General features: G+C 61.1%; 10 protein-coding genes and 1 pseudogene. 2 read left to right on the forward strand and 9 right to left on the reverse strand.

Annotation, left to right across the window (positions count from 1 at the left end; genetic code table 11):
* Genes CPH89_RS12570 through CPH89_RS12580 form a run of 3 tightly spaced genes read right to left on the reverse strand, consistent with a single transcriptional unit; the run spans position 1 to position 1,755 of the window.
* On the reverse strand, positions 1 to 270 hold the full coding sequence (locus tag CPH89_RS12570; protein WP_014716603.1) for a phosphopantetheine-binding protein: 270 nt from the start codon (positions 268 to 270) through the stop codon (positions 1 to 3).
* Entirely contained in the window at positions 248 to 1,060 is an 813-nt protein-coding gene (locus CPH89_RS12575) for a lysophospholipid acyltransferase family protein (RefSeq protein WP_053253979.1), read from the reverse strand. Before CPH89_RS12575 ends, CPH89_RS12570 begins: the two co-directional genes overlap by 23 nt.
* On the reverse strand, positions 1,036 to 1,755 hold the full coding sequence (locus tag CPH89_RS12580; RefSeq protein WP_053253980.1) for a beta-ketoacyl synthase chain length factor: 720 nt from the start codon (positions 1,753 to 1,755) through the stop codon (positions 1,036 to 1,038). Before CPH89_RS12580 ends, CPH89_RS12575 begins: the two co-directional genes overlap by 25 nt.
* Positions 1,756 to 2,092: 337 nt before the next feature.
* Here CPH89_RS12580 and CPH89_RS12585 point away from each other — a divergent pair, with 337 nt between their 5' ends.
* Together CPH89_RS12585 and CPH89_RS12590 are read left to right on the forward strand one after the other, a co-directional pair.
* The gene (locus CPH89_RS12585) at positions 2,093 to 2,863 is read left to right on the forward strand and encodes a ParA family protein (protein ID WP_053253981.1); all 771 of its coding nucleotides are present in this window, start codon (positions 2,093 to 2,095) and stop codon (positions 2,861 to 2,863) included.
* A gap of 477 nt (positions 2,864 to 3,340) precedes the next feature.
* Complete coding sequence (locus CPH89_RS12590) at positions 3,341 to 3,568, forward strand: DUF6124 family protein (RefSeq protein ID WP_053253982.1); 228 nt, start codon at positions 3,341 to 3,343, stop codon at positions 3,566 to 3,568.
* Positions 3,569 to 3,615: 47 nt separating this feature from the next.
* Here the strand turns inward: CPH89_RS12590 and trxC are convergent, their stop codons facing one another.
* The 6 genes and pseudogenes from trxC to CPH89_RS30900 form a co-directional block, all read right to left on the reverse strand.
* Positions 3,616 to 4,050, reverse strand: a complete 435-nt coding sequence (gene trxC / locus CPH89_RS12595) for a thioredoxin TrxC (protein WP_053253983.1) — start codon at positions 4,048 to 4,050, stop codon at positions 3,616 to 3,618.
* A 195-nt stretch (positions 4,051 to 4,245) separates the two neighbouring features.
* Positions 4,246 to 5,709, reverse strand: coding sequence for a protein adenylyltransferase SelO (gene selO / locus CPH89_RS12600; RefSeq protein WP_053253984.1), 1,464 nt, complete (start codon positions 5,707 to 5,709; stop codon positions 4,246 to 4,248).
* 48 nt (positions 5,710 to 5,757) lie between these two features.
* The gene (gene mscK, locus CPH89_RS12605) at positions 5,758 to 9,096 is read right to left on the reverse strand and encodes a mechanosensitive channel MscK (RefSeq protein ID WP_053253985.1); all 3,339 of its coding nucleotides are present in this window, start codon (positions 9,094 to 9,096) and stop codon (positions 5,758 to 5,760) included.
* A 56-nt stretch (positions 9,097 to 9,152) separates the two neighbouring features.
* The gene (locus tag CPH89_RS12610) at positions 9,153 to 10,895 is read right to left on the reverse strand and encodes a potassium/proton antiporter (RefSeq protein WP_053253986.1); all 1,743 of its coding nucleotides are present in this window, start codon (positions 10,893 to 10,895) and stop codon (positions 9,153 to 9,155) included.
* 240 nt (positions 10,896 to 11,135) lie between these two features.
* Positions 11,136 to 12,008, reverse strand: coding sequence for a methyl-accepting chemotaxis protein (locus CPH89_RS30895; protein WP_371850830.1), 873 nt, complete (start codon positions 12,006 to 12,008; stop codon positions 11,136 to 11,138).
* Between the two features lie 30 nt (positions 12,009 to 12,038).
* Positions 12,039 to 12,815 (reverse strand): annotated as a pseudogene (locus CPH89_RS30900) (MCP four helix bundle domain-containing protein); the annotation flags it as partial.
* Between the last annotated feature and the right edge of the window lie 21 nt (positions 12,816 to 12,836).

A 12,836-nucleotide genomic window follows, 5' to 3' on the forward strand; every position in this document is an offset into this window, starting at 1 on the left:
TCAAGCTGCCTGTCTGGCCGTGACGAACGCCGCAAGGCTGGCCACGTTGGTGAAGTGATTGCGGGTGTCCTTGGCGTCGGCATCAATCTTGATGCCGTACTTTTTCTGAATCGCCAGGCCCAATTCCAGGGCGTCGACTGAATCCAGGCCCAGGCCTTCGCCGAACAGGGTTTGTTCGCTACCGATGTCGTCGACGCTGATGTCTTCCAGGCCCAGGGCCTCGATGATCAGTGTCTTTATGTCGTGCTCAAGGCGGTGTTGGTCGCTCATCTTCGGCGAGCTCCTTAATGAAATAGTCATGCAGGTAATCGTTGAGCTTGCGTGAAGCCTGGGGCGCAGGCCCAAGTGCGGCAAACGCTTGTGGTTCTATATCGGCACCCACCCGCAAACTGAAGTGCACGCGGCATTTGGGGATGCGATACCAGGGTTCGGCCTTGGTCAGGGTCGTGGGGCTGACCTTGATCACCACGGGGGTGATGATTGTCGCACCCCGCAGCGCAATGGCGGCGCCCCCGCGATGAAAGGCGGGCATCGCGCCGGGTGCGGTGCGGGTGCCTTCGGGAAAGATGATCAGCGTCTGGCCTTCGCGCAGGGCATCGGCGGCGGCATCAAGCATTTCGGCGCTGCCGTCATTGCTGATATAGCTGGCATCACGCACCGGCCCACGGGTAAAGGGGTTTTGCCACAGGCTCTGCTTGACCACGCAGTTGGCCTGGCGCACCAGGCCGATCAAAAACACCACGTCGATCAGTGACGGGTGGTTGGCAATGACCATCTGGCCGGGGCGGCCGAGTTTTTCTGCGCCTTCGACGCTGTAGGTCAGCACGCCGGCGCGTTGCATCAGGCAGATAAAGAACCAGAACAGCTTGCTGATGGTGTGACGGGCGCGGCGCTGGTGTTTTTCAGCGCTGCCCGGCAGGCAACCGAGCAAGGGGAACACCAGCAGACGCAGGCACAGCCCGCCGACGCCGAACAGGACGAAGCTGGCGGCGGTGGCGAACAGGCGCCAGTAATAGGCGTCCCGTGGCTTGTCGGTCATGGCTGGCGTTGCCAGTTCCATACGCGGTTCTTCCAGGCATGTTGGCAGGCGGCCTGATCAGTGAGCAGGGTGCGCAGCAGGTTCAGGGCATGGGGCCACTGGGTTTGACTGAGTTGGACAGCGCCGCTGTTTAGTTCCAATCGCCACTCGTCGCCCGGCGTCAACAGCAGGCCGAGTGCGTAGGGGAAGGGCACGTCAACAATCCAGTTGGCGTAGGCCGCGGGTGGCTGTTCTTCGGTAATCACCAGCAATACTGCCGGGGCGCCTTCGTTGAGCAGCGCGGCGGCTTCGAGCATGCCGTGTTCCAGGCCGTCGCCGGCAGCCGCGAGGGCGGTCATTTCGCTGGTTTCATTACGCAGGATCGACCACAGGCCAATCACCGCGTTATGCACCGACAGGCTGAACTGGGTGGGCGACAGTGGCTGCTCGTTGGCCAGGTCGCTGAGGATGTCGAGGGTGCGCGGGGTTTCGCCGTGCCGGGAGATAAACACCAGCGGCAGGTCTTGCAGGCCCTCGGCCAGCGGCCAGCCGACGCTGAACGCCATGCGCGCCAGTCGGCTCAGGCGGCGGCGCTGCATGGCAGGCAGGAACGCCACATCAGGGGATGCATCGCTCGCGGGCAGCACCACAGGGGCCTGGCACCAGGCGTGCCAGTCGTGCGCACTCTCCAGGCCAGGAGCCCAGGCGCGCCATTGGGCGATATTGAAAGTGATCACTGAGAAGTTATCCCGCCCCTGCGGGCTTCCATGTGCGGCCGTTGGCCCCGAATACCGGGACAGGGAACAATGGCCGAATGGCGCGCATTATCCCGGTGCTGCGGGGTTCTAGCAAACTTTGGTAAATAATTGTTCACGGCTTATTACAATTTCCTGGAAAGGATTTACACATTGTCCTTTACCTGAAGCCAGGAGGATTGTCGGACTATTCCTTTTAATGTGTCGGGGCTCGGCAGAATCTGGCCCCGCGATGCAGCAGTGCATGGATGAACGAGGTAGCTAACAGGCGCTTTTGCCCTCTACACTCGGACATTCATTGATACACGGAGGTTTTTCCATGCGGCGTGTGGTGTTCAATCAGAAAGGTGGCGTTGGCAAGTCCAGCATCGCCTGCAACCTGGCGGCGGTGAGCGCCAGTGAAGGCTATCGAACCCTGTTGGTGGACCTCGATGCACAGGCCAACTCAACCCAGTACCTCACTGGGCTGACCGGCGACGATATCCCGATGGGCATTGCCGAATTCTTCAAGCAAACCCTGTCTTCCGGGCCGTTTTCGAAGAAAAATCGCGTGGATATCTACGAAACGCCGTTCGATAACCTGCATGTCATCACCGCGACCGCCGAGCTGGCGGACCTGCAGCCCAAACTTGAAGCCAAGCACAAGATCAATAAGTTGCGAAAGCTGCTGGACGAGCTGAGCGAGGATTACGACCGGATCTATCTGGATACGCCGCCAGCCCTGAATTTCTATGCGGTTTCGGCGCTGATTGCCGCTGATCGTGTGCTAATCCCCTTCGATTGCGACAGCTTCTCGCGCCAGGCGCTGTACGGCCTGTTGGCGGAAATCGAAGAATTGAAGGAAGACCACAATGAAGGCCTGGAAGTGGAAGGCATCGTGGTCAACCAGTTCCAGGCCCGTGCGAGCTTGCCGCAGCAGATGCTTGATGAGCTGATTGCCGAAGGCCTGCCGGTGCTGCCGGTGTACCTGGCCAGCTCGGTGCGCATGCGCGAGTCGCACCAGGAGAACATGCCGCTGATCCACCTCGACCCACGGCATAAGCTGACGCAACAGTTTGTGGCGTTGCATAACTTGCTGGAAAACGCCTGATCCTTGCCGTCACCGCATAACCTGTGGGCGTTGGGTTGCCTGCGATACAGGCGACCCGGTCTGTCAGGCACACCGAGGCGATGCCATCGCAGGCAAGCCAGCGCCCACATTTGTTTTTGCATTCTTGTAGGGGGATTTGGATGGGGCCCACATAGGCTGTAGGAAGGGTCTGGCAAACGGGGGTGTGCCTTGTATCGTTGCCTACAGGTAAGCCAGAATCCGCCGGCTTGTGCGTCTGGATGGGCGTCTCTAAGGTTCTTCGGTCGCTGAATGTTCAGCGGTCGGGTTTAGTAGCCCGAAGAACGGCGTAAAGTGCACGAGCTTCATCTAGCAGACTTTTGTCTGTGTTTGATGGTGGCTGTGCGTAGGGCATCTTCGGGTGCGCCGGCTTTGCGTTGTTCCCCGGTCTACTAACCTGCGCACAGCTGCCACCCTCGTTTAGTAGCGAGGTAAGGGCGGCCCACTCCGGGAATAACGATGAAAACTAGTAATCTTTACAGCATTACCCCCAACCTCCCCACCGAAACCCTCGTGCTCAACAGCTACGAAACCTTTTCTTCCGTGCGCACCCTATTGCTCAATCTGTCCAACGACCTCACTGGCGAACACCGCGACGTGGCCCTGGCCATCCATCAATTGAGTGAGCTCGGCGTAATGCTGGTCGGCCAGATGATGGACCGCGAATCCCCCGTAGCCTCAAGGTAAACGCGGACAAAAATGTGGGAGGGGGCGCGGTGCTCGCGAAATCCGAATTACACGCCCTGGCTACGCAACCAGCTCATCAACTGCGGCAACGGAAACGCCCCACTCTGGCGCGCCGCTTCGCGACCGTTCTTGAACAGAATCAAACTGGGTATCGAACGAATCCCCAACTGCGCCGAGAGCTGCTGATTGGCTTCGCTGTCCAGCTTGGCCAAGCGACACGTGCCTTCCAACTGAGCGGCTGCCTGTTCAAACACCGGCGCAAAAGACTTACACGGCCCACACCACTCGGCCCACACGTCCACCAGCAGCGGCAAGTCGCCTTTGATCTGGCTGGCGTAGTCGCCTTGTTTCAGCTCAAAAGGCGTGTTCAACAACACCGGCTGCTTGCACCGCCCACATTTCGGCGCATCGCCCAGGCGTTCGCCGGGGATGCGGTTGAGGCCGTTGCAATGCGGGCAGGGGATGACAAGAGGTTCGGACATGGTGGGCTCCTTGGGTATGGCCAATGAAATGTATTTGGAGCCAAGTCCAGGGTTTATCAAGCTGTGAAGGCGATGTCTCATCCACTCACAGTTTGCCGATGCTGATGTGAAACCCAGTACCCAGGCTGTTGGAGCGTGTGCTGTGTTGCTGGCCGACCGATTTGGGGTGTCAGTGGAAACCTTTATCCAGGGGTTTTATGACGAACAACTAATCTCCAAATGCTTGCCCCAATCCGGCGGCCGCTGGGCGTACTGCTCCATGCCCGGCTGTTCGTCGAACGGTTTGCTCAGCACGTCATGCAGCCGCCTGACTTCGCTGTAATCGCCTGACTCGGCGGCGGCGATGGCGTTCTGCGCCAGATAGTTGCGCAGGATGTACAGCGGGTTGACCGCATGCATGCGCTCGCGGCGCTGCACGTCGCTGCACTCCCCATCCCGGGCAACACGGGCTTTGTACAGCTCAGCCCAGGCATCGAACCCGGCCAGATCGACAAAGTCATCACGCAGCCGCGCCACGGCCAACGCCGCTGACTCATCGCCCAGGCGCCGGAAGAACAGCGTGTAGTCCACACCGCTGTTCTGCATCAGTTTCAGCAAGCGTTCCACCAGCTTCTGGTCATCTTCTTCGGCAGTGGTGAGCCCCAACCGGCGGCGCATCAAGTCCAGGTAGTGCGCCTGATACAGCGGCAGGTACAGGCCCAACGCTGCCTTCAAGGCGTCAACGCTGATGAACGGCGTGAGCGCCTGGGCCAGCGCACTCAGGTTCCACTGCCCGATCGGCACCTGGTTGCTGAAGGAATAACGCCCTTCATGATCGGAATGGTTGCAGATGAAGTGCGCGTCAAAATCGTCGAGAAACGCAAATGGCCCGAAGTCGAAGGTGATGCCCAGGATCGACATGTTGTCGGTGTTCATCACGCCGTGGCAGAAGCCATAGGCCTGCCATTTGGCGATCATTTCGGCATTGCGTTCGACGATTTCGCGGAACATTGCCAGGTACGGCTCGGGCTGTTCACGGCACTCGGGGTAGTGCAGGTTCAACACGTGTTCGGCCAGTGCTGCCTGCTGTTCGGGCTTCTTGGTGTAGTAGAAGTATTCGAAATGCCCGAAGCGGACATGGCTGTGCGCCAGGCGTAACACCATGGCGCCGCGTTCCTGTGTCTCGCGCCACACCGGGGTGCTGGAGCCGACCACGCACAACGCGCGGCTGCTGGGGATGCCCAGCGCGTGCAGGGCTTCGGAAGCGAGAAATTCACGAATCGAAGAACGCAGCACCGCGCGACCATCGCCCATGCGCGAGTAAGGCGTCATCCCCGCGCCTTTGAGGTGCAAGTCCCAATGCTCGCCAGCCTCGTTGTACACCTCACCCAGCAACAACCCACGGCCATCACCCAATTGCGGGGTGTAGCCGCCGAACTGATGCCCGGAATAGGCCATCGCCCGTGGTTCCGCTTCGGCCCACAGCGTGTGCCCGCTGAAAAGCTCGGCGAACACCGGCGTTTCGGCCACCGCCGGGTCGAGGTCAAGCAGTGCCATGGCGGCATTGCTCGCCACCACAAGGCGCGGCTCGTCGAGGGGGTCGGGCAGTACGTGGGTTGAGAACGCGTCGCCCAGGCGTGCGAAGCGGTTGTCGAAGGTCAGTTCGTCGAGGGCTTTCACCGGCCATCTCCAGCAGAATGTCCGAGCATTCTGCTGGGGATAGACGCGTTAGTCGAGTTTGCTTGGCGGCGGCTCTTGCACACCGCCGTCGTTGGCGGGCTTGGCCGGGGTGTCGACTTCCACCAGTTTGTATTCCTGGCCGTGGAGGTTTTTCAAGTAGACCTCCATCTGGCGGAACGAGATGTTGATGTGGTGGTGCTTGAACTCACGGTTGATAAAGCGGTTTACCTCGTCGATCACTGGGTTGCGGTCACCCAGGTCGCGCACGTGCATGCGCAGTTCGTGGTCGAGGGTGCTTTCGCCGAAGTTGAGGAAGTACACATGGGGTTCCGGCTCTTTCAGCACGCGTGGGTTTTCCCTGGCGGCCTTGAGCAACAGTTCCTTCACCAGGTCCAGGTCTGAACCGTAGTCCACGCCCAGTTTCAGGGTGACGCGGGTGATGGTGTCGGTCAGCGACCAGTTGATCAATTGCCCAGTGATGAAGGTTTTGTTCGGGACAATGATGTCTTTGCGGTCGAAGTCGGTGATGGTGGTGGCACGGATGCGGATCTTGCTGACCGTGCCCGACAGGTTGCCGATGGTGATGGTGTCGCCGATGCGCACCGGGCGTTCGAACAGGATCATGATGCCGGAGATAAAGTTGGCGAAGATCTCCTGCATCCCGAAGCCCAACCCCACCGACAGCGCTGCCACCAGCCATTGCAATTTGTCCCAGCTCACGCCGAGGGTGGACAGCGTGGAGACGAAGCCCACGCCGGCAATTACATACGACAGCAAGGTGGTTGTGGCGTAGGCACTGCCCTGGGCCAGATCCAGCTTGGACAGCACCAGCACCTCAAGCAGGCCGGGCAGGTTGCGCGCCAGGGCAAAGGTGATGCCGATGATGATCGACGCGCCGAGCAAGTCGCCGATGCTGATCGGCACCATGCTGATATTGGCGCCGGTGCCGCTGGTGTATTCGTAGAGCGTGACGTTGTCCAGGTAGGAGAACACGGTGATCAGGTCTTTCCACACCCAATACAGTGCCGCGATAAACCCGCCGAGCAGGGCCAGGCGAATCAGGCGCATGGACTGTTCGTTGACTTGCTCGATGTCCAGGGTCGGTTCTTCTATCACCGCTTCGCCGTCACCGGCTTCCTTGGCGGCCTGGCGTTTGGCCAGGGCGCGCGCATAGGCCAGGCGCCGTGCAGCCACTCCCAGGCCGCGTACGAAGGTGGCCTCGATGACCAGCCAGAACATCAGCAGGTACAAGGTGTTGATCAAACGGTCGCTGAGCTTGAGCGCGGTGTAGTAGTAGCCAAAGCACACGGCGATAAACAGGGCGATGGGCAGGGCGGTAAACATCAAGCCTACGGCTTTGCGAAACAGCGAGGCTTTTTCGTGGGTCGGGCTGTTCAACAGCAGACGGCCCAGCAGCCAGGCCATCAGCGCGTAGCAGGTCAGCACCACGCCGATGCCCAGCACGTCGTCGGCCAGCGCGGCCGGCTGGTGCTCGGCGATCGCCACCACCGCCACCAGGGCCAGTACCACCAGCCCGAGCTTGCGTACCCATCCTTGCAGAAAGTGCACCTGAGGCCGTTCCCAGCGGAAGTGCAGCTCTGCCACGCCGCCCGGGGCGAGTATCCGGTACGCGGTATAAAACACCAGCCATGCCTGGGCGATCTGCAACAAGGCAGCGCCCAGGTTGGCGTTTTGCCCACGGGCGTCAATCTGCAGGGCGTAGCCGCACAGCGCCAGGCCCAGGGACACCGGCATTGCCAGCAGGATATTGATCAGAATCGCCTGCGGCGTGTGCCACTGGCTGTCGCGTTTGAAGTGGCCGATGTCCAGGTGCACCTTGTTCAGGCGCTGGTACAAGGCTTTGCGTCGCCACAACAGCGCGCCGATCAATAGCAGTAATGGCAGGAACAGCAGCGGGCGCTGGGTCAGGCCGTCATACAGTTCGCTGACGCTGGAGGCCCAGGGCAGGGTGGTGACTTGCTTGCTCAGGTGGTCCGGTACGGTTTCCAGCCATTCGGTGTCCAGCGGCTTGTTGCTGGGGATCCAGAACATCTGCTCGTCGAGGGTCGCACGCAGGTTAGTGGCGGTGCTGAGCAGTTGTTTCTGGTTCAGTTGCAGGGTGATCGATTCGTTCAGCAGCGCGCTCAGCTCACGGCTCAGGCGCTCCAGCAGGTCGCTGCGGGTGATTGCCAACTCCAGCAGGGTGCGTCGCAGTTGCGGCGTGACGTCGTCGGGTGGCTGATTGGCGAGCAGGTTATCCACATACGTGCTGGGGGTGCTGATCAGCTCGCGCTGCTGGTTGACCTCGAACTGGTACAGGCGAATGTTGGCGATGTCGTCTGCCAGGTTGCGATCCACGGTGAGGCGTGGCAGCGCCTGCTTTTGTTTATAGAGGATCTTGGAGAGCAGCAGGCTGCCCTTGAGCACGTTGATCTGCTCGTCCAGCGCCGAGTCGCTTTGGGTCACGGTGTCCAGTTGCTGCTTGGTCTGCAGGTTTTTCTGGGTCAGGTCGTTGAGGCGGTCGGTGCTTTTGAGCAGGTAGTCGGAGAGCTTCAGGTTGGCTGCGCTCTCCGTGGCCAACAGGCTGCTGCCGCCGGCTTTCTGCGCTTCGATGGATTGTTGGGTAACGGTCTGCTGGGACTGGGCCAGGCGTTTCTGGTTGATCAGGGTTTGCAGGTCCTGGATCTCTTGCTCCAGGCGCGCGGTTTTTTCCACCACCAGATCGTGCTGGCTGTTACCCAGGTCTTGCAGCTGGCTATTGCCGGCCAGTTCCTGGCGACGCAGCGGGATCAGGGCATTGAGGGCCGCGAGTTCGGCGTTCAACTGGTTGCGCTGGTCGCCGCTGAGTGACTTGCCGTTGTCTTTGCCGGCCTTGAGGATCGTGTTGATCTGCTGGATGCGCGTCTGGCTGCTGCTGATTTCAGTCTGGGCGCGCTCGGGGCGGGTTTGGGCGGCGATGGTCAGGCTGTTGGCGTCGGCCAGTTCTTTTTGCAGGTCGCCTTGCTGGGTGCTGCGCTGCACCAGCAATTGTTCGAGCTGCGGCACCGGCAGGGTGGCGTAGCGTTGGGCCACCGGGATGATTTTGGTGGCCTTGAGCCGCACCAACTCACGCTGGTTATCGGTGGTCTGACGCGGAGCGGCTTCCAGCTGACGCTTGAGGTCGGTGAGGCGCTGCTCGTAATCCTGCTTGTTGCCCAGGTAGGTCAGGGTCTGTTGCAGGATTGTTTGCAGCGCCTTCATGTCGGCGTCGGGCAGCTTGCGGTCGGGCAGCTTGTCCAGGGTTTGCTGGATGGCGTCGGCGCTGGGCGGGTCGGCGGCATAAACGCTGCCGACACAAAGGGTCAGGCCGAGCAGGGCAGTGGCGATGAAGGTGCGCAGAGTTGTCATGGATACCGATCGAGCAAGGTAAAGAAGGTGGGGGCGTGGCGCCATAGCCCCGCAGTTTAGAGGAAGAGTCCAGGGCCTGGACGACTTCCTTCGGGGAATTTGACGCCGACTTTTCCGATCTTGTTCCCGTCCATGACCGCGACGGTCCACAGGGTGTTGTTCCACTCCACCTGGTCGCCCACGACCGGCGCGCCGCCGACTTTCTGGGTGATGAAGCGGCTCAATGGCATATCCGGGTCGATGCCGTCCAGTTTGAGGCCGTACAACGCCGAGACCGCGCCCAGTTGGGCGTCGCCTTCGAGCACGAAATCGCCGAAGAAACGCAGGTCGAGGCCGCGTTGCGGTGCCTGGCTGAACAGCTTGCCCAGCGCCGGAAGGTTGTGTTCGTGGCCGATCACACAGAGCAAATCGTCGACTTCCAGCACCGTACTACCCGACGGGTGGAGCAGTTGCTGGCCGCGGAACAGCGCCGCGATGCGGGTGCCCTCGGGCATTCTCAGTTCGCGCAGGGCCGCGCCGATGCACCATTTCTCGGCGCCCAGGCGGTAGACGAACAGCTCCCACTCGCTGGTGACGTGCACTTCCAGGGCCGCGCGGGAAATCGGCGCAGGGTCCGGCGGTACGGTGACTTTCAGCAGCTTGGCTACCCACGGCAGGCTTGTGCCCTGCACCAGCAACGACACCAGCACGATAAAGAACGCCAGGTTGAAGTACAGCTGCGCGTGAGGCAGGCCGGCCATCAGCGGGAACACGGCGAGGATGATCGGCACCGCGCCGCGCAGGCCGACCCAGGCGATAAAGGCTTTTTCGCGATCGTGGAAGGCTTTGAACGGCAACAGGCCGACCATCACCGACAGCGGCCGCGCAAACAGGATCATCCACAGCGCCAGGCCCAGGGCCGGCAGGGCGATCGGCAGCAAATCATGAGGTGTGACCAGCAGGCCCAGCACCAAAAACATGCCGATCTGTGCCAGCCAGGCCATGCCGTCGAGCATGTGCAAAATGCCATGACGGCTACGCACCGGGCGGTTGCCGATCACCAGGCCGCACAGGTACACGGCGAGGAAGCCGCTGCCATGCAGGGCGTTGGTCAAGGCAAACACCACCAGGCCGCCGGCGATCACCAGAATCGGGTACAGGCCGGTGGCCAGGTTGATGCGGTTGACCATTTGCAGCATCAGCCAGCCGCCGCCCAGGCCGACGATACCGCCGATGCCGAATTCACGGATCAGGTGGCCCAACAGGCTCCAGTGCAGGCCGGTTTGGCCGCTGGCCAGCATGTCGATCAGGGTGACGGTGAGGAACACCGCCATCGGGTCGTTGCTGCCGGATTCGATTTCCAGGCTGGCGCTGACCCGTTCGTTCAGGCCCTTGCCGCCCAGCAGCGAGAACACTGCCGCGGCGTCCGTCGAGCCGACGATGGCGCCGATCAATAAGCCTTGAATGATATTCAGGTCAAACAGCCAGGCCGCGGCCATGCCGGTGAGGCCGGTGGTAATCAACACCCCCACCGTGGCCAGCGACAAAGCCGGCCAGAGTGCCACGCGGAAACTCGCCACCCGTGTGCGCAAGCCGCCGTCGAGCAGGATCACTGCCAGCGCGAGGTTGCCCACCAGGTAGGCGGTCGGGTAGTTATCGAAGATGATGCCGCCGCCGTCGACGCCGGCGGCCATGCCGACCGCCAGGATGATCACCAGAATCGGGATGCCCAGGCGTGAGGAAAGAGAACTGACCAGAATGCTCGCACCCACCAGCAACGCGCCGATCAAGAACAGGCTGTTGATGGTCGTCGCATTCAAAGGCAGTACTCCAGAACGGGGAAGACGGGCGCGAACTGACCATGCAGTCTGCGTGCCAGCGATTCTAACCTGTTGAATTGCGGTGCTGTCAAAAAGCTTTTTCTGAATCGCACAGATCCAAATGTGGGCGCGGGCTTGCTCGCGAATACGGTGTGTCAGCCGGCAGATAGCTTGACTGACACTCAGCACTCGCGAGCACGACTAAACACAGCTCGCACATTTTTGACCTGGGTGTGTCAGTTAAAGGCGAAAGCGTCCCACCATCCCATTCAAATCCACCGCCAAGCGCGACAGCTCACTGCTCGCGGCACTCGTCTGGCTGGCGCCGGTCGCCGACTGCACCGACAGATCACGGATATTCACCAGATTGCGGTCCACTTCCCGCGCCACTTGCGCCTGCTCCTCCGCCGCACTGGCGATGACCAGGTTGCGCTCGTTGATCTCGACAATCGCGGTGTTGATCGTATCAAGCGACATCCCGGCGCCTTTGGCGATATTCAACGTCGATTCCGCGCGCTCGGTGCTGTTACGCATCGAATCCACCGCATGCTCGGTGCCGGCCTGAATGCTGCCGATCATCCGCTCGATCTCGCTGGTGGACTGCTGGGTGCGATGGGCCAGGGCCCGCACTTCATCTGCCACGACGGCAAACCCGCGGCCGGCTTCACCGGCACGCGCGGCTTCAATGGCAGCGTTCAGGGCCAGCAGATTGGTCTGGTCGGCCAGGCCGCGAATCACGTCCAGCACCTTGCCGATATCCCGCGATTCATTCGCCAACTCGCCAATCAAAGTGGCCGTGGCTTGCACGTCGCCGCTCATGCGCTCGATGGCGCTGACAGTTTCCTGCACCAGATCACGGCCGTCACCGGCGGAAGTGGTCGCATTGCGCGACGCTTCGGAAGTGCTCACCGCATTGCGCGCGACTTCTTCGACGGCGCTGGTCATCTCGTTGACGGCGGTGGCGGCTTGTTCGATTTCATTGTTTTGCTGGGTCAGGCCGCGCGCACTTTCGTCGGTGACGGCATTCAGCTCTTCCGCTGCCGATGCAAGCTGGGTGGCGGAACCGGCGATGCGTTGCAAGGTGTCGCGCAGCTTGTCTTGCATCTTGGCCATGGCCGCCAGCAGGCGGCCGGCTTCGTCGTTGCCGTCGACGTTGATCGGGCGCGTCAGGTTGCCTTCAGCCACTTCCTCGGCGGCTTCCAGGGCCTGGGCGATTGGCAGGGTGATGCTGCGGGTCAGCAGCCACGCGAACAACAGGGTCAACGCCGTGGCAATAATCAGCAGGCCCACCACCAGGTCGAAGGCCATGTCGTACTGGTCTTTGGCCTCCTGGTTAGTCGCGTTGGCCATCTTGTTGTTGATGTCCAGCAGGCGCGCCAACACCGAATTGACCTGCTCGGCGTTGCTCAGCAACTCGGTGTTGAGCAAGGTGCGCAGCTCGTCGATCTGGTTGGCGCGAGACAAGCTCTTCATGCGCTCCTCGATCTGATGGTACTGGCTGAGCAAACGCACGTATTCGTCGTACGCGGCACGCTCTTCGCTACCTTCGATGAGTTTTTCGTAGGCGCCCTGAGCGGCGCGGATCTGCTGGTTGCGCAGTTCAAACGCTTCCAGGGTCTTTTGCTGCACGTCCGGCTCGCGGTTGGTCAGCAAGCGGTAGGACAACACCCGCAGGCGCAGGGTCAGTTGGGTGAACTCATCGAGGGCGCGAATGCTTGGCACGCTCGACAGCGTGATGTCTTCGGTGGCTGCGCGAATCTTGCTCATTTGGTTCAGGGCGAACACACCGAGAAACAACATGAGTGCGCCAATAAACGCGAAGCCAAGAAAGGCCCTCGGCGCGATGTTCATATTACGAAGAGACATGCTGGAATCCTGGGGAGAAGCGCGATCCGTGCGGCCGTGAGACGGGGTGTGCATCAGCTATCGGCCATGCGACTA

Source organism: Pseudomonas fluorescens (assembly GCF_900215245.1).
In the GTDB taxonomy this organism is placed as follows: domain Bacteria; phylum Pseudomonadota; class Gammaproteobacteria; order Pseudomonadales; family Pseudomonadaceae; genus Aquipseudomonas; species Aquipseudomonas fluorescens.

What these genes read in the sequence shown, in the direction of transcription:
- CPH89_RS12570 (WP_014716603.1), bottom strand. Translation starts at nt 270, where the DNA reads ATGAGCGACCAACACCGCCTTGAGCACGACATAAAGACACTGATCATC.
- CPH89_RS12575 (WP_053253979.1), bottom strand. Translation starts at nt 1,060, where the DNA reads ATGGAACTGGCAACGCCAGCCATGACCGACAAGCCACGGGACGCCTAT.
- CPH89_RS12585 (WP_053253981.1), top strand. Translation starts at nt 2,093, where the DNA reads ATGCGGCGTGTGGTGTTCAATCAGAAAGGTGGCGTTGGCAAGTCCAGC.
- CPH89_RS12590 (WP_053253982.1), top strand. Translation starts at nt 3,341, where the DNA reads ATGAAAACTAGTAATCTTTACAGCATTACCCCCAACCTCCCCACCGAA.
- trxC (WP_053253983.1), bottom strand. Translation starts at nt 4,050, where the DNA reads ATGTCCGAACCTCTTGTCATCCCCTGCCCGCATTGCAACGGCCTCAAC.
- mscK (WP_053253985.1), bottom strand. Translation starts at nt 9,096, where the DNA reads ATGACAACTCTGCGCACCTTCATCGCCACTGCCCTGCTCGGCCTGACC.
- CPH89_RS30895 (WP_371850830.1), bottom strand. Translation starts at nt 12,008, where the DNA reads ATGGCCAAGATGCAAGACAAGCTGCGCGACACCTTGCAACGCATCGCC.